Consider the following 16,841-nt stretch of genomic DNA (forward strand, 5'->3'; position numbering starts at 1 on the left):
CGGCCTAGTTCTCGGCCGCCTCTTCCATATCTTCGCCGAGCTCTTCCATGCTCTCCCCGGCATCTTCTGTAGCATCATCAATGTTTTCACCCGCTTCTTCAGCCGGCCCTTGATCATCACAAGCGATCAATCCGCCTGCCATCAAGGCCATAAATAGGGCGATTGCTAACTTCTTGGCTACTTGCGTCGTCATACCGTTTCTCCTCCTGAGATTTTACTTCTGGGTACGTGCAGCATAATACTAGATGCTGCTTGGCAACAATACCATGCCGAATGCACAAGCTATTGTTATATCTGGAATAAAATACCTGGAAATCGCGTTGAGGTGTGAGGTGTGAGGTGTGAGGTGTATCATTTTCTACTCACGATTTACCCCTTACGCCTCACCCAACACGCAAAAAAAAATCCCCCAAGGCATCAGCCCTGGGGGATTTTTCGTAATAAGTGCCTGACGATGACCTACTCTCGCATGGGGAGACCCCACACTACCATCGGCGCTAAGCGGTTTCACTTCTGAGTTCGGCAAGGGATCAGGTGGTTCACGCGTGCTATGGTCGTCAGGCGTAACTGTTAATGTACATCATGCTGACTAGCGTTTTTGCTATCTTGTGATCGTCTCATTGCCTGTCGCCCTGGCGTTATGTCGCTTGGGCCACACGCTGCGTATCCGGCTTTGAATGTTGCGTCATCATCACGACCAGACCCCTTGGGTGTTATAGGGTCAAGCCTCACGGGCCATTAGTACACGTTAGCTCAACGCCTTGCAGCGCTTCCACACCGTGCCTATCAACCAGCTGGTCTCGCTGGGCCCTTCAGGAGGCTCTAGGCCTCAGGGATGTCTCATCTTGAAGGGGGCTTCCCGCTTAGATGCTTTCAGCGGTTATCCCGTCCGACCATAGCTACCCGGCAATGCCACTGGCGTGACAACCGGAACACCAGAGGGTCGTCCACTCCGGTCCTCTCGTACTAGGAGCAGCCCTTCTCAAACATCCAACGCCCACGGCAGATAGGGACCGAACTGTCTCACGACGTTCTAAACCCAGCTCGCGTACCACTTTAAATGGCGAACAGCCATACCCTTGGGACCGACTTCAGCCCCAGGATGTGATGAGCCGACATCGAGGTGCCAAACACCGCCGTCGATGTGAACTCTTGGGCGGTATCAGCCTGTTATCCCCGGAGTACCTTTTATCCGTTGAGCGATGGCCCTTCCATACAGAACCACCGGATCACTAGAACCTGCTTTCGCACCTGCTCGACGTGTCTGTCTCGCAGTCAAGCACCCTTATGCTCTTGCACTCAATGCACGATGTCCGACCGTGCTGAGGGTACCTTCGTGCTCCTCCGTTACTCTTTAGGAGGAGACCGCCCCAGTCAAACTACCCACCACACACTGTCCTCGATCCGGATAACGGACCTGAGTGAGAACGCCAATGATGCCAGGCTGGTATTTCAAGGTTGGCTCCACCCGAACTGGCGTCCGAGTTTCAAAGCCTCCCAGCTATCCTACACAGGCAACATCAGCGTCCAGTGTGAAGCTATAGTAAAGGTTCACGGGGTCTTTCCGTCTAGCCGCGGGTACACCGCATCTTCACGGCGATTTCAATTTCACTGAGTCTCGGGTGGAGACAGCGTGGCCATCATTACGCCATTCGTGCAGGTCGGAACTTACCCGACAAGGAATTTCGCTACCTTAGGMCCGTTATAGTTACGGCCGCCGTTTACCGGGGCTTCAATCAAGAGCTTCGCCTTGCGGCTAACACCATCATTTAACCTTCCGGCACCGGGCAGGCGTCACACCCTATACGTCCGCTTGCGCGTTAGCAGAGTGCTGTGTTTTTAATAAACAGTTGCAGCCACCTGGTATCTTCGACCGGTTCGGGCTAGGAGAGCAAGTCTCTTCACCCTACGCCGGCGTGCCTTCTCCCGAAGTTACGGCACCATTTTGCCTAGTTCCTTCACCCGAGTTCTCTCAAGCGCCTTGGGATTCTCACCCTGACCACCTGTGTCGGTTTGGGGTACGGTCGCACATGATCTGAAGCTTAGAGGCTTTTCCTGGAAGCGTGGCATCAGTGACTTCCTGACCGTGGTCAGTTCATCTCGTGTCTCGGCCTTGAAAGGGTCCGGATTTACCTAAACCCTCAGCCTACTCACTTTCACCAGGACAACCAACGCCTGKCTCACCTAGCCTTCTTCGTCCCCCCATCGCAACCATGTMCGGTACGGGAMTATTKACCCGKTTCCCATCGMCTACGCCTTTCGGCCTCGCCTTAGGGGCCGACTCACTCTGCYCCGATTAGCGTCGAACAGAAACCCTTGGTCTTCCGGCGAGGGAGTTTTTCACTCCCTTTATCGTTACTCATGTCAGCATTCGCACTCGTGATACCTCCAGCAGACTTCTCAATCCACCTTCATTGGCGTACACGACGCTCCTCTACCGCTCATCCCAAGGATGAACCCGTAGCTTCGGTACCTGGTTTAGCCCCGTTACATCTTCCGCGCAGGCCGACTCGACTAGTGAGCTATTACGCTTTCTTTAAAGGATGGCTGCTTCTAAGCCAACCTCCTAGCTGTCTGAGCCTTCCCACATCGTTTCCCACTTAACCAGGATTTCGGGACCTTAGCTGACGGTCTGGGTTGTTTCCCTTTTCACGACGGACGTTAGCACCCGCCGTGTGTCTCCCACGCGTTACTCACCGGTATTCGGAGTTTGCCTCGGGTTGGTAAGTCGGGATGACCCCCTAGCCGAAACAGTGCTCTACCCCCGGCGGTACTACGTGAGGCGCTACCTAAATAGCTTTCGAGGAGAACCAGCTATCTCCGAGCTTGATTAGCCTTTCACTCCGATCCACAAGTCATCCAAATCTTTTTCAACAGATCCTGGTTCGGGCCTCCAATTGATGTTACTCAATCTTCACCCTGCTCATGGATAGATCGCTCGGTTTCGGGTCTATATCCAGCGACTGTGTCGCCCAGTTAAGACTCGGTTTCCCTACGGCTCCCCTATACGGTTAACCTCGCCACTGAATATAAGTCGCTGACCCATTATACAAAAGGTACGCAGTCACAGAACAAGTCTGCTCCTACTGCTTGTACGCACACGGTTTCAGGATCTATTTCACTCCCCTCTCCGGGGTTCTTTTCGCCTTTCCCTCACGGTACTGGTTCACTATCGGTCAGCCAGGAGTATTTAGCCTTGGAGGATGGTCCCCCCGTCTTCAGTCAAGGTTTCTCGTGCCCCGACCTACTCGATTTCACATGATCAGATTTTCGACTACGGGGCTATCACCCGCTACGGCCAGACTTCCCAATCTGTTCGCCTAATCAGTCACATGCTTAAGGGCTGGTCCCCGTTCGCTCGCCGCTACTAGGGGAATCTCGGTTGATTTCTTTTCCTCAGGGTACTTAGATGTTTCAGTTCCCCTGGTTCGCCTCGTACACCTATGTATTCAGTGCACGATACTCATCTTATGATGAGTGGGTTTCCCCATTCAGAGATGTCCGGGTCACAGGTTGTTGCCACCTCACCGAACCTTATCGCAGGCTACCACGTCTTTCATCGCCTCTGGCTGCCTAGGCATCCACCGTGTGCGCTTCATTGCTTGACCCTATAACCCGAAGGAGTCTGGACTCGCAATGATCACGTTTCATTTTGCCGGATACGCTGACGCGTATCACAATTTAAGACCACTTCTTGCGAAGTGTTCTTGTCAGCATGATATACATTGTTAAAGAGCAACTGTTCAATGAACAGTGATAAAGCGGCATTCTGTAGCTATAACAACACTTATAGCGACTACAGCGCAGCGACTTATCAATGGTCACGAAACGTTCACAAACGGTATTTAAGTTAAAAAGTAGTACTAAATGGTGGAGCCAAGCGGGATCGAACCGCTGACCTCCTGCGTGCAAGGCAGGCGCTCTCCCAGCTGAGCTATGGCCCCATTAATACATAACTTTTCCGGGAAATTTTATTCAGAACAAGGCATTTTATGGCGAAGCATAGCCTGACTATGCGAGTCATAAAATAACGCAGTGCTGAATAAAATATAATTTGTGTGAGACTAGGCGCTTCAGTGCGACGCATAGCCTGCTATGCGAGTAGTGAAGCAACGACGTATCACGCAAATTTGGTGGGTCTGGGCAGACTTGAACTGCCGACCTCACCCTTATCAGGGGTGCGCTCTAACCAACTGAGCTACAGACCCGGCTATTCAGCCATTACAGATCTTGAGAACCTGTAGCAACTAAATTAACTACCGTTTGCTCTATCTTTGATCAGGTAATTCATTGTGGACGCTTACCGACTGTGACGCATCGTTTAAGGAGGTGATCCAGCCGCAGGTTCCCCTACGGCTACCTTGTTACGACTTCACCCCAGTCATGAACCACACCGTGGTGATCGCCCTCTTGCGTTAGGCTAACCACTTCTGGTGCAGTCCACTCCCATGGTGTGACGGGCGGTGTGTACAAGGCCCGGGAACGTATTCACCGTGACATTCTGATTCACGATTACTAGCGATTCCGACTTCACGGAGTCGAGTTGCAGACTCCGATCCGGACTGAGACCGGCTTTAAGGGATTCGCTGACTCTCGCGAGCTCGCAGCCCTTTGTACCGGCCATTGTAGCACGTGTGTAGCCCTACCCGTAAGGGCCATGATGACTTGACGTCGTCCCCACCTTCCTCCGGTTTGTCACCGGCAGTCTCCTTAGAGTTCCCACCATTACGTGCTGGCAAATAAGGACAAGGGTTGCGCTCGTTACGGGACTTAACCCAACATTTCACAACACGAGCTGACGACAGCCATGCAGCACCTGTCTTACAGTTCCCGAAGGCACACCAGAATCTCTTCCGGCTTCTGTAGATGTCAAGGGTAGGTAAGGTTCTTCGCGTTGCATCGAATTAAACCACATGCTCCACCGCTTGTGCGGGCCCCCGTCAATTCATTTGAGTTTTAACCTTGCGGCCGTACTCCCCAGGCGGTCGACTTATCGCGTTAACTTCGCCACAAAGTGCTCTAGGCACCCAACGGCTGGTCGACATCGTTTACGGCGTGGACTACCAGGGTATCTAATCCTGTTTGCTACCCACGCTTTCGCACCTCAGTGTCAGTGTCAGTCCAGAAGGCCGCCTTCGCCACTGGTATTCCTCCCGATCTCTACGCATTTCACCGCTACACCGGGAATTCTACCTTCCTCTCCTGCACTCTAGCCTGACAGTTCCGGATGCCGTTCCCAGGTTGAGCCCGGGGCTTTCACAACCGGCTTATCAAGCCACCTACGCGCGCTTTACGCCCAGTAATTCCGATTAACGCTTGCACCCTCCGTATTACCGCGGCTGCTGGCACGGAGTTAGCCGGTGCTTCTTCTGCGAGTGATGTCTTTCCTACCGGGTATTAACCGATAGGCGTTCTTCCTCGCTGAAAGTGCTTTACAACCCGAGGGCCTTCTTCACACACGCGGCATGGCTGGATCAGGGTTGCCCCCATTGTCCAATATTCCCCACTGCTGCCTCCCGTAGGAGTTCGGGCCGTGTCTCAGTCCCGATGTGGCTGATCATCCTCTCAGACCAGCTACGGATCGTTGCCTTGGTAAGCCATTACCTTACCAACTAGCTAATCCGACATAGGCTCATCCAATAGCGGGAGCCAAAGCCCCCTTTCTCCCGTAGGACGTATGCGGTATTAGCCTGGGTTTCCCCAGGTTATCCCCCACTATCGGGCAGATTCCTATGCATTACTCACCCGTCCGCCGCTCGTCAGCGGGTAGCAAGCTACCCCTGTTACCGCTCGACTTGCATGTGTTAGGCCTGCCGCCAGCGTTCAATCTGAGCCATGATCAAACTCTTCAGTTTAAGATCTATGCGGTTCTTACCCGCCACTCGAAAGTGACAGAAGCGAACCAAACTTGGCTCAAGGTTCAAACGAATTCATTCAAAACAGATCCCAAAGGACGAATCCTTTAAAACCTTATTGCTTGAGTCGCTTGCCTTGATATTTGGTGATTTGTCACCAACGCCAGCAAGCGCCCACATGAATTACCTGATCAAATTGTTAAAGAGCTGTTTCGCTGTACTTGACTGGCTAACCGTTGAACTGGCTTGCCGCAGCGAGGAAGGCGTATTCTACGCATTTCCTGGCGGTTGTCAATATGCGACTCTCAAAACCGCTAACTCGTTGACAAACCAAAGGTTTTCACCTTCATTCACCGCTGGAAACGCTTAGCGTCCCCGGCAGCGGATGCGTACTTTACGGTTTCACTGACGGGTTGGCAAGGGGTTTTTAAAATTAAAAGAATCAGTACTCTTATCCAAGGTGGCGGATCGAATCTGGAACCAGCGAGTCCGTACCAAGATCAGCAATGCTATGCGCTCCGGTGAGCGTCATTGCAACCCGCATCTCTTTTTCGAATAGCTCAAGCAGATGAGTCACCCCGGCCTCTCCAGCAGTGGCAAGCGCATAGATGAAAGCTCGCCCAATCAATACGGTGTCAGCCCCCATGGCGATCATCCGCACCACGTCGAGCCCGCTGCGCACGCCGGAATCGGCCAAAATGGCCAAGTCACCCTTTACCGCATCGGCGATAGCAGGCAACGCACGTGCAGTAGAGGGAACACCATCGAGCTGGCGGCCACCATGGTTGGAAACAACAATACCATCCGCACCGAAGCGAACCGCATCACGGGCATCCTCGGGGTCAAGTATGCCCTTAATGATCATAGGGCCATCCCATTGCTCTCTAATCCACTCCAAATCCTTCCAGGAGATGGACGGATCAAAGTTATCACCCAGCCAGGCAATATAGTCCTCAAGCTCCGTTGGTTTACCGCGATAATCAGACACGTTACCCAAATCATGAGGACGACCATGGATACCCACGTCCCAAGCCCATAAAGGATGTGTTGCGGCCTGAAGCATGCGCCTCACTGGCCCGCTCTTTCCGCTCATACCAGAATGAGCATCGCGATAACGCGCACCAGGAACAGGCATATCAACGGTAAAAATCAGCGTCTTGACGCCAGCAGCCTTGGCCTTCTCCAGCACATGCTTCATAAAACCCCGGTCTTTCAGCACATAGAGCTGAAACCAGATGGGCCGATCAATTGCCGAAGCCACCTCATCAATAGGGCATACCGATACCGTCGACAGCGTAAACGGTATACCTTTATTAGCCGCTGCCCGCGCCGCCTGCACTTCCCCGCGCCTGGCGTACATACCCGCCAGCCCCACCGGCGCCAGGGCAATCGGCATGGCAAGCTTTTCACCAAACAGCTCGGTTTCAAGTGACAGCGACGACATATCCTTCAGCACACGTTGGCGCAATGCGATGCTGGCAAGATCCTGAACATTATGGCGCAGCGTATGCTCCGCGTAGGATCCACCGTCGGCATAATGAAAAAGAAAGGGAGGTATACGACGCTTGGCGGCTTGGCGGTAATCCGTAGATGCTGAAATGATCATGAGGAGCCCTATGCGATGGATGCGCTAAACACTGACGCTCCAAAGTGGAAAATTGGTTTTACCAATTTACAAAAAATTAGCATTAACAGTAGTGAGCCACCCTAAGCGTGTCAAACAGTGATAACGATTAAAAGCGCTATACTTTAGTTTAAATGCACTACCAACAAACATTACAAACGCCAAAGCTCATCCTTCAGACGCTTGAGATCGACTTCCAAAGCTTTTAATATTGGTCTTACCAATTGCGGACGCTAATCGACATGAGCTATTAAATATGAGCTACCCACCGCYCCGCCAACAGCGCTTGGCCGATGTTATTACCGAGCGCTTAGAAGCCATGATGCTGGAAGGCAGCCTAAAGCCAGGCCAGCGCTTGCCCCCTGAACGTGAGTTAGCCGAACGCTTTGGCGTCTCGCGCCCCTCTTTGCGGGAAGCCATCCAGAAATTAGCCGCGCGAGGCTTACTGACCAGCCGCCAAGGCGGCGGCACCTTTGTTAACGACGACCTCAGCAATGGGTATACCGACCCGCTACTGGAAATGCTTTCCCGTCACGGCGAATTTAACCTGGATCTACTTGAATTTCGCGATGCCATGGAAGGGATATCCGCCTACTACGCTGCGCTACGCTCCACACCTGCTGATAAGGCCGTCCTGATCCAGCGCTTTGAGGAACTCGACGGCGGCTTTGCCGGGGCGGATCCTATCCAAGAAGCTAAGCTAGATGCAGCCTTTCACCTAGCGATTGCTGAGGCCGCCCACAATGTCTTGCTGCTACATACCATTCGCGGCATTTTCCACCTGTTGGAAAAGAGCATTGTGAATAACTTGGCTCACTTGTTTGCCAAGGAGGGTTCGCGAACCCAGCTTATGCAGCAACACCGAGCCCTGCTCAACGCCATCTTGGAAGGACGGGCAGAAGACGCCCGTGCTCGCGCCCATGAACACTTGGTATTTGTTGAAGAAGGCCTACTTGAGATGGCAAAGGCTGAGACACGGGCTCAGCGCGCCCTTCGCCGTGCCCAAGGCAGTGGTAAGACGTCGGCATGAACAGCGCTGCTGGCATCAACAGCCAAGCGCCGGCCCCTTTACCGCCACGCTGGCGACGCCTATGGCTGGTGCTCATTKCACTTKGCTTACTATTTTGTATGTGGCAGGCCGCCCAATTAGCCCGTGAACAAGCGCTGTCTAAMTTACAGGACGAAGCGGAAAATGAGCTTCGCCTGTCTGCCGCCAACTTAAACGGCTATTTGTTACGTTATGACTACTTGCCACAAATGCTTGCCACCCGGGAAGGCGTGCAGCGTTTTTTGGCCTCTCCCGATAACCAAGACCCAATGCCCCTGAACATGCTGCTGGATCGTTTCCGTTTTACAGCGGGGGTATCGGACGTCTATTTACTCAATCGCGATGGTGACACGGTCGCCGCCAGTAATTGGCATCGACCCAACACCTTTATAGGTCAGAACTATGCATTTCGCTCCTATTACACCGATGCCATTGCCGGGGGCCAGGGGCGTTTTTTTGGCTTAGGCATCAAGTCGCTTGAGCGGGGCTACTACTTTTCGTCCCCCGTGTGGCTAGACAACACCTCGCCCGATGCGCAGCCAGACGGCGTGCTAGTGGTTAAAGTACTGTTAGATGACGTTGAAGAGAGCTGGGCAGAGCAAGATGCCGAGCTCTTTGTCACCGATAGTGACGACATTATCTTTATGGCCAGCCACCCCGAGCTGCGCATGAACGCACTCTACCCGCTCACCGATGAGCAACGCCAAAGCCTGCGGGCAACACGCCGCTATGCCATGGAGCCGCTGACGCCTTCGGGCATCGAAGTCGATGCGCCTTACCGGCAGGGCAGTCAGTTGGTCAGTTTCTCCCAGGGCCCGCTAAGCAACGGCGACTACCTTAGCCTGACCCGGCATATCCCCGAGTTTGGTTGGCAAATGCATATTTTAAAGCCGCTAACGCCGGTGATAAGCGCCCAATGGATCGCCGCCCTTATGGCAGGTGGTCTTTACGGCGTGGTCACTCTCGGTGCGGGCATTGGCTGGCAGCGCCTGAGGCTGCGCCGAGAGCGTGAAGCGTTCGCCGAGCGGGAGCGCAACACCTTGGCACGCGTTCGTGATGAATTAGAGGTCAGCGTGGAACGCCGCACCCGAGACCTAGTGGCCAGCAACCAACGCCTTTCGGATGAAATTGAAGAGCGCCGCCGCGCTGAAGCCAACCTACGCCAGACCCAGGATGAGCTGATTCAAGCGGCCAAACTCGCGGTACTGGGGCAACTTGCTGCGGGCATTAACCATGAGCTTAACCAGCCACTGGCGGCTATTCGCGCCTACGCTGAAAACGCCCGTCGGTTTATGGAACTGGCCCGCCACGACAAGGCGGATGCCAACCTTGAACAGATTGTTGAGCTAACCGAACGGATGGCGGATATCAGCGCGCAGCTGCGCCAGTTTTCGCGTAAGAGCAGCGAGCGCCAGGAAACTATTTCGGTACAAGCCTGTATCGACTACGCCCTACGCCTATTTCAAAGCCGCCTGCGCGAAGGCAATATCACCATTGTTCAGGATTGGCCTGCTGAAACGCTATGGGTCAAAGGTGACCTAGTACGCCTGGAGCAGGTATTGGTGAATTTAATCGGCAATGCGCTGCAGGCGATGAAAAGCGTACCTGCCCCACAGCTTACCCTGGGCGCCCATAGCCACCAGCAGCAGGTCATTATTAGCGTTAGCGATAATGGCCCCGGCATCCCCGAGGAGCACTTAGGGCAGATTTTTGAACCCTTTTTTACCACCAAAGCGCCGGGGAGTGGTTTAGGCCTGGGGCTCTCGATTTCGTCGCGTATCATGGACGATTTAGGCGGCAAGCTGCAGGCTTCTAATCAGCCCGATGGCGGCGCCAGCTTCACCATTACCCTGCCCCACTCACCGTTAACCCACCCTCAGGAGATCCCCTCTTATGCATGAGCCGTCGACGCTGCCGGTCATGGTGATCGACGACGAACCGCATCTGCGGATCACCGCCAGCCAAACCCTCGAACTTGCCGGCTATACGCCCTACTGCTTTGAATCCGCAGAACAAGCGCTGGCGGCGTTGACGCCTGACTTTCCGGGGGTCATTGTCAGCGATATTCGCATGCCGGGGATGGATGGCATGGCGCTGCTCCATGAGCTACACAGCCGCGACGCCACTCTGCCGATTATTTTAATCACCGGACACGGCGATATTTCCACAGCCGTAGAAGCCATGCGCGCCGGGGCCTGGGATTTTCTCGAAAAGCCGTTTGCCGGTGATCAACTGCTGGATGTGGTGCGCCGGGGCATTGAGAAGCGCCAGCTCAGCTTGGAAAACCACCGTCTTAAAGCCGAGCTGGAGGTGCAGCAAGCCGCGCTAGGGCCACGACTGGTGGGCCGCACACCGATCATTTCGCGGCTGGCCGCCATGATTCAGCGCATCAGCCAAGTCGAAGCAGATGTACTGCTGTTTGGTGAGACCGGCACCGGTAAAGATCTGGTTGCCCGTGCCATTCACGAACGCAGCGGGCGGCGTAACAGCCCCTTTATGGCGATTAACTGCGGCGCGGTGCCCGAGAACACCATAGAGTCCGAGCTGTTTGGCCACGAAAAAGGCGCCTTCACAGGTGCCGTCGAACGGCGCATCGGCAAGTTCGAGCACGCTAACGGTGGCACGGTGTTTTTGGATGAAATTGAGTCGATGCCCATGGCGCTGCAAGTCAAACTGCTGCGGGTACTGCAAGAGCGCAGCGTCGAGCGGCTAGGCGCCAATGAAACCGTGCCGCTCAATATCCGCGTGATTGCAGCCACCAAGGTGGACCTCAAAACCGCGTCAGAGGAAGGACATTTTCGTGAAGACCTTTACTACCGGTTAAACGTCGTCACCCTGCCATTGCCCGCCCTGCGTGAAAGGCGGGAGGACATTCCCTTACTGTTCCAACACTTTGCCGTGGTCGCTGCTAACCGCAGCGGACTGGAAGCGCCGACCCTCGATAGCCCTGCAATTGCCGCTCTGCTGGCCCATGACTGGCCCGGCAACGTGCGCGAGCTACGCAACCTTGCCGAGCGCTACGTGCTGCTGGGCGCTGCCTTTGACTATCGTTTGGATGCGCTTCTGGAAGGGGTCAACGCTGATACCGAAGAGCCGACTCTGCCGCGCCAGGTAGAGCTGTTTGAAAAGAGCCTGATCAGCCAATCGCTGTCGCGCTACCATGGCCGGGTAACCGACGTCTGCCGCCACTTGGGCATTCCACGCAAAACGTTTTACGACAAGCTTAAAAAGCATGGTCTCCATGCCGATGACTATCGCCACAGCAGCGAGCCCTGATGCAGCAACTCGCCCAGCACCGACCAGGGCGGCGCCCAAGGCACCAAGGTCAGTGTCGCAATCAGCATTAGCAGATTGGACATTGGCCGACGGCTATCGCCTAGCTTAAGCGCCGTTCCAAACGAGCGCTTAAGCCGCGCGCCTTCAAGGTCAACGCTGTATATCTCATCCAAACTCAAGTGGATCAAAAACCCTACCAAGGTGGCAGCACCGTGAGACCAAGCCAGCCACGCTGGCTGGTTGAGTAAATTAAAACTTAGCGCAGCGGTGAGCAGACTACATAGTCCACCCGCTAGCAGCGAGTGCCAAATACCACGGTGTACGGTAAAGCGCGAGAACAGCACCCCCGCCAAATAGCGCACGCTAAAATAGATCCCACCGCAGGCAATCAACAACGCTCCCGGCGTCAACCATGGCTGCAGCAACAGGACGCCCAACACCAGAGCGGGCACCGAAAGAAGATTGAATATCAAGCGGATAGAATGGGATCGATCGGCATCAATATCGGGCAAAATCCCCCCGAACGTGACCAGCGCAATCATCACCACCGCCTGGGAGGGCGGCCACCATTGGCCTTTCCAGCCTGCGTAAGCTACCAGCATGCCGCCCGCCGCTGCCACCGTAATATGCGTGCGAAAATTAGCCATGACGCGGCATCCCAAAGTCTGCAAAACAGAAAACTGTATAAATTAACAGACTTTTGCCGTCCGCGACATGGCTAATAAAGAAAAAAGGTTGCTAGGCCAACCGCTTAGGGTTGATTTAGCTAAGGCACCTAAAGGGAGGATTCAGCCAGAAAGCGATCTTTTAATTTAACGTAGTTGCCTGCGGTGTAAGGGAAGAAGGCACGCTCTTTATCTTTCAGTGGGCGCAGCGCTTTAGCCGGATTACCGGCATACACATAGCCACTTTCCAAATGCTTACCCGGCGTTACCACGGCGCCCGCGGCAATAATCACCTCGTCCTCAACGACCGCGCCATCCATCACAATCGCGCCCATACCGACAAGAATCCGGCTTCCCAGGGTGCAGCCATGCAGAATCGCTTTATGGCCGATGGTGACATCATCACCAATGGTGAGCGGAAAACCATCCGGGCTGAAGTCACTGGCATGGGTAATATGCAGCACGCTGCCATCCTGCACGCTGGTACGTGCGCCGATGCGAATGCGGTGCATATCACCACGGATCACTGTCATCGGCCACACGGAGCAGTCGTCGCCCAGCACCACGTCACCGATGACCACACTGGCCGGATCAATATAAACGCGCTCGCCCAATTGGGGCTCCATACCTTGATAGCGCCGTAATGCACTGCTCATAACTTGCTCCTGAGATGTCGGATGGAAAACGGAGACATTGATCAACTCACTATAGCAATTCGTTAAAGCAACCCCGCCAATAGAACAATAAAGGTCAGCGGAATCGACACCCAGCGGATGATATTGCGCCACACCAAATAACCACTTTCACCCACACCTAACGCGCTCACCACCTTCTCACGGGGCATTACCCAGGCCGCGAAAATCGCGATCAGCAGCCCGCCCAGGGGTAGGAAAACATCCGGCGGTATACTGCTGACTAGCTCGAAGACATTGCGCCCAAATAGCGGCCGAAACTCCGCCAGCGTTGAAAAAGAGAAGGCTGATAGCAGCCCGATCAACCAGACGCTGAGCGCCACGATCGCCGTCGAGATACTGCGCCGTAGCCCCAAGCCCTGCAGCGTGGCGACCATCGGCTCCGCTAGGTTAATCGCCGATGTCCAAGTGGCCAGCAGCAGCAATAAAAAGAACACGCTTAACCACACAGAGCCCCACGGCAGCTCAGCGAACGCAATCGGCAGGGTGACAAACATTAACCCTGGGCCGTCGGTGGGATCCATCCCTTGGGCGAATACCACCGAGAAAATAGCGATCCCTGCCAGTAACGCCACGCTAATATCAAGCACCGCGACCGCGACCGCGGCTTTAGGCAGGCTTTGCTCTTCCGGCATATAAGCGCCATAGGCCATCAAGGCACAGGCCCCTACCGCCAGAGTAAAGAACGCATGGCCCATGGCATGCACCACCACTGAGGGGGTCAGCGCCTCGAAAGAGGGCAGGAATAACCACGCTAACGCTGGCGCAAAACCATCGGTGGTCGCGGCATAGCCCGCCAATAGCAGCAATAGTAGATAGAGTAGCGGCATCAGCAGGTTATTGAGCCGCTCAAGCCCCTTGGCGACCCCCGCCGCGACAACTGTCATGGTCATAAACAGAAACAGCGAGTGATTGAAGATCAGCAGCCCTGGGTTGGCTAAAAAAGCCTCGAAACCAGCGCCAATTTCAGCGGCACTCGCACCATTGAAGTTGCCGTTAACAGACGCGACCAAAAACTCAATCGACCAACCCGATACCACCGAGTAGAACGACAAGATGCAGAAGACGGTGAATGCCCCGAACAACCCCAGCCAACGCCAGTGGGGCGATGCGCCAGCCTCGGCTGCCAGGGCACCCAAGGCTTGCATCGGCCCCCGCCGGCCGGCGCGGCCAATCAGGATCTCCGCCATCATGACTGGGATACCCAGCAGCAGCACAAACGCCACGTAAATCAGCAGGAACGCCGCACCGCCGTTCTCTCCCGCCACATAAGGGAAGCGCCAGATGTTGCCTAACCCCACCGCAGCACCTGTTACCGCCAAGATAAAGGCCCGTTTCGACCCCCAGCGCTCCAGCGTCTCGCTCATCACATGCTCCTGCCATTGGTGGCATTAAAAGGCGGCAAGACTAGCAGGCACTTGCGCGCAGGCCAAACCCTGAGATTAAACCTAACATTGTGTCCCGCATTGAACGTCGCATTAAACCCAGTGTTGAACCTAGTATTGAAACACGGCTTAACCGCCCGCACTGTGTCATTATTGTTGCGTGTTTTTGCGCTCCCTAACGATCTTAAAAATGTTGCCAATCGAGGTACCCATGTCCACCAATCCGCTGCTTGAAACGCACGAGCTCCCCCCTTTTGCCCAGATTCGCGCTGAGCACGTGGAGCCTGCCGTGGACACGCTGCTAAGCGAAAGCCGCGAGGCCATTGATCACCTCGCCGAACAAGCAGCCGCCACCCCGCCCAGCTGGGACAATTTTGCGGCCCCCCTTGAAGCGGTGAATGATCGGCTCACCAAGATGTGGTCCCCTGTTTCTCACCTCAATGGCACCATGAACTCGCCGGAAATGCGCGAAGCGTACCAGGCATGCCTTGAGAAGCTCTCCGACTTTGGCACCTGGGTAGGCCAACATGAAGGCCTGTTCCATGGCTGGCAAGCGTTGAAAGATGGCCCCGCATGGGAGCACCTGGAGGCCGCCCAACGGCGTACTGTAGAGAACGCCCTGCGCGATTTCCGCCTGGCCGGCGTTGACCTACCCGCCGATAAGAAAGCCCGCTATGGCGAAATTCAGTCACGGCTTTCCATGCTATCCAACCAGTTCTCCAATAACGTGCTAGATGCCACCCAGGCATGGCACAAGGATATCGATAGCCAAGAAACATTAGCGGGGGTGCCGGAAAGTGCTCTCGACACCCTGAAAGCCACCGCCGAGGCCAAAGGCGTGCCGGGCTATCGCATTACCTTAGACTTCCCCAGCTTCTTTCCGGTGGTGAGTTACGCCGATAACCGCGAGCTACGCCGCGAGGTGTATACCGCCTTCGTTACCCGTGCCTCTGATCAAGGCCCGGATGCGGGCAAGTTCGATAACGCAGAGATCATGGAAGAGATCCTGGCGCTACGTAGTGAAATGGCCCAGCTGCTGGGTTTTGTCACCTACGCCGATTACTCGTTGACCACCAAGATGGCGGACTCTCCCGAGCAGGTGCTCGATTTTCTCAACGACTTGGCCCGCCGTGCGCTGCCTCAAGCGAAGGAAGAGTTTGCTGAACTCAGTGACTACGCCCGAGACGAACTAGGCCTAGAGACGCTGGAGCCGTGGGACGTTGCCTATGCCAGKGAAAAGCTGCGCGAAGCGCGCCATTCGATCTCCCAAGAACAGCTACGCCCCTATTTTCCGGCCCCCCAAGTGGTCGATGGTCTGTTTCAGGTCGTTGAACGTCTATACGGCGTGCGCTTTGCAGAAGATACCCAGGCGCCTCGCTACCATGATGACGTGCGCTATTTCCGTATCACCGAAAATGGCCAGCCGATTGCCGGTTTTTATCTCGATCTCTACGCCCGCGAAGGCAAGCGCGGTGGCGCCTGGATGGCCGACTGTCGAGTACGCCGCCAAACGGAGCAGGGGCTGCAACTGCCGGTCGCCTTTCTTACCTGCAACTTCACTGCCCCGGTAAGTGGCCGCCCTGCACTGCTCACCCACGATGAAGTCACTACCCTGTTCCATGAGTTTGGCCACGGCCTGCACCATATGCTAACCCAGCAGCAGATCGCCGATATTTCCGGCATTAACGGCGTCGCCTGGGATGCGGTCGAGCTACCCAGCCAGTTTATGGAAAATTACTGCTGGGAGCGTGAAGGCTTAGATCTACTCGCCAAGCACGTAGATACCGGCGCACCGCTACCTGCAGAGCTTCTTGAGCGCCTGCAGTCAGCCAAGAATTTTCAGTCGGCCATGGGCATGATGCGCCAAATCGAGTTTTCGCTGTTTGACCTGCGCTTACACCATGAGCTTAGCGCCCCCAGCGCCAGCGATGTTCAAGCGCTGCTGGATGAAGTGCGTTCAGCGGTCTCTGTGCTGCCGAAAGTACCGTTCAACCGCTTCCAGAATAGCTTTGGCCATGTGTTTGCGGGTGGCTACGCGGCCGGTTACTACAGCTACAAGTGGGCGGAAGTACTGTCAGCCGATGCCTGGAGTGCCTTCGAAGAGGCTGGGATTTTCGATCCCGAAACAGGCCAACGCTTTCGCAGCGAAATTCTTGAGCAGGGCGGCGCCCGCGATGCCGCCGACCTGTTTGTCGCCTTTCGGGGCCGTGAGCCGAGCGTTGAGCCACTGCTGCGCCATAGCGGCATTCGCGCGGCTTAATGCGCTTTCAAGCACGCTTTTAAACACTTTCTTCAT

The 16,841-nt window shown here is 55.1% G+C and carries 9 protein-coding genes, 2 tRNA genes and 3 rRNA genes; 4 read left to right on the plus strand and 10 right to left on the minus strand.

Annotation, left to right across the window (positions count from 1 at the left end):
* Positions 1-4: 4 nt before the first annotated feature.
* From HALO_RS20640 to lldD, 7 genes are all read right to left on the minus strand, one after another.
* Positions 5-193, minus strand: coding sequence for a hypothetical protein (locus tag HALO_RS20640; RefSeq protein WP_035576445.1), 189 nt, complete (start codon positions 191-193; stop codon positions 5-7).
* A 253-nt stretch (positions 194-446) separates the two neighbouring features.
* Positions 447-562 (minus strand): 5S ribosomal RNA (gene rrf / locus HALO_RS20645).
* Between the two features lie 155 nt (positions 563-717).
* Positions 718-3,608, minus strand: a 23S ribosomal RNA gene (locus tag HALO_RS20650).
* A 260-nt stretch (positions 3,609-3,868) separates the two neighbouring features.
* Positions 3,869-3,944: transfer RNA gene (locus HALO_RS20655), tRNA-Ala, on the minus strand.
* Positions 3,945-4,131: 187 nt separating this feature from the next.
* A tRNA-Ile gene (locus HALO_RS20660) sits at positions 4,132-4,208 on the minus strand.
* 114 nt (positions 4,209-4,322) lie between these two features.
* Positions 4,323-5,855: ribosomal RNA gene (locus tag HALO_RS20665) — 16S ribosomal RNA — on the minus strand.
* Together the 16S, 23S and 5S rRNA genes with 2 tRNA genes alongside form the textbook arrangement of a ribosomal RNA operon.
* 451 nt (positions 5,856-6,306) lie before the next feature.
* A complete protein-coding gene (gene lldD, locus HALO_RS20670) occupies positions 6,307-7,461 on the minus strand; it encodes an FMN-dependent L-lactate dehydrogenase LldD (protein ID WP_035576444.1) in 1,155 nt (384 codons plus the stop codon).
* 274 nt (positions 7,462-7,735) lie between these two features.
* Here lldD and HALO_RS20675 point away from each other — a divergent pair, with 274 nt between their 5' ends.
* From HALO_RS20675 to HALO_RS20685, 3 genes are read left to right on the plus strand one after another with little or no spacing between them, the layout of a single operon-like run.
* Positions 7,736-8,509, plus strand: a complete 774-nt coding sequence (locus HALO_RS20675; protein WP_050713963.1) for a GntR family transcriptional regulator — start codon at positions 7,736-7,738, stop codon at positions 8,507-8,509.
* The gene (locus tag HALO_RS20680) at positions 8,506-10,428 is read left to right on the plus strand and encodes a sensor histidine kinase (protein WP_050713964.1); all 1,923 of its coding nucleotides are present in this window, start codon (positions 8,506-8,508) and stop codon (positions 10,426-10,428) included. Before HALO_RS20675 ends, HALO_RS20680 begins: the two co-directional genes overlap by 4 nt.
* Entirely contained in the window at positions 10,421-11,803 is a 1,383-nt protein-coding gene (locus tag HALO_RS20685; RefSeq protein ID WP_035576441.1) for a sigma-54-dependent transcriptional regulator, read from the plus strand. The genes HALO_RS20680 and HALO_RS20685 overlap by 8 nt, the downstream gene beginning before the upstream one ends.
* Here the strand turns inward: HALO_RS20685 and HALO_RS20690 are convergent.
* The 3 genes from HALO_RS20690 to HALO_RS20700 form a co-directional block, all read right to left on the minus strand.
* On the minus strand, positions 11,779-12,450 hold the full coding sequence (locus HALO_RS20690; protein ID WP_035576440.1) for a metal-dependent hydrolase: 672 nt from the start codon (positions 12,448-12,450) through the stop codon (positions 11,779-11,781). The genes HALO_RS20685 and HALO_RS20690 overlap by 25 nt on opposite strands.
* Before the next feature lie 128 nt (positions 12,451-12,578).
* Positions 12,579-13,124, minus strand: a complete 546-nt coding sequence (locus HALO_RS20695; RefSeq protein WP_035576439.1) for a gamma carbonic anhydrase family protein — start codon at positions 13,122-13,124, stop codon at positions 12,579-12,581.
* Between the two features lie 62 nt (positions 13,125-13,186).
* Entirely contained in the window at positions 13,187-14,527 is a 1,341-nt protein-coding gene (locus tag HALO_RS20700) for a sodium-dependent transporter (RefSeq protein WP_035576438.1), read from the minus strand.
* A 229-nt stretch (positions 14,528-14,756) separates the two neighbouring features.
* Between HALO_RS20700 and prlC the strand changes: the two genes are divergently transcribed.
* Positions 14,757-16,805, plus strand: coding sequence for an oligopeptidase A (prlC, locus tag HALO_RS20705; protein ID WP_050713965.1), 2,049 nt, complete (start codon positions 14,757-14,759; stop codon positions 16,803-16,805).
* The last annotated feature ends 36 nt before the right edge of the window (positions 16,806-16,841 follow it).

Source organism: Halomonas sp. R57-5, assembly GCF_900070345.1.
Taxonomy (GTDB): domain Bacteria; phylum Pseudomonadota; class Gammaproteobacteria; order Pseudomonadales; family Halomonadaceae; genus Vreelandella; species Vreelandella ventosae_B.

Coding starts and splice junctions, on each gene's coding strand:
- HALO_RS20700 (WP_035576438.1), bottom strand. CDS start 14,527: ATGAGCGAGACGCTGGAGCGCTGGGGGTCGAAACGGGCCTTTATCTTG.
- HALO_RS20685 (WP_035576441.1), top strand. CDS start 10,421: ATGCATGAGCCGTCGACGCTGCCGGTCATGGTGATCGACGACGAACCG.
- HALO_RS20690 (WP_035576440.1), bottom strand. CDS start 12,450: ATGGCTAATTTTCGCACGCATATTACGGTGGCAGCGGCGGGCGGCATG.
- HALO_RS20640 (WP_035576445.1), bottom strand. CDS start 193: ATGACGACGCAAGTAGCCAAGAAGTTAGCAATCGCCCTATTTATGGCC.
- lldD (WP_035576444.1), bottom strand. CDS start 7,461: ATGATCATTTCAGCATCTACGGATTACCGCCAAGCCGCCAAGCGTCGT.
- HALO_RS20695 (WP_035576439.1), bottom strand. CDS start 13,124: ATGAGCAGTGCATTACGGCGCTATCAAGGTATGGAGCCCCAATTGGGC.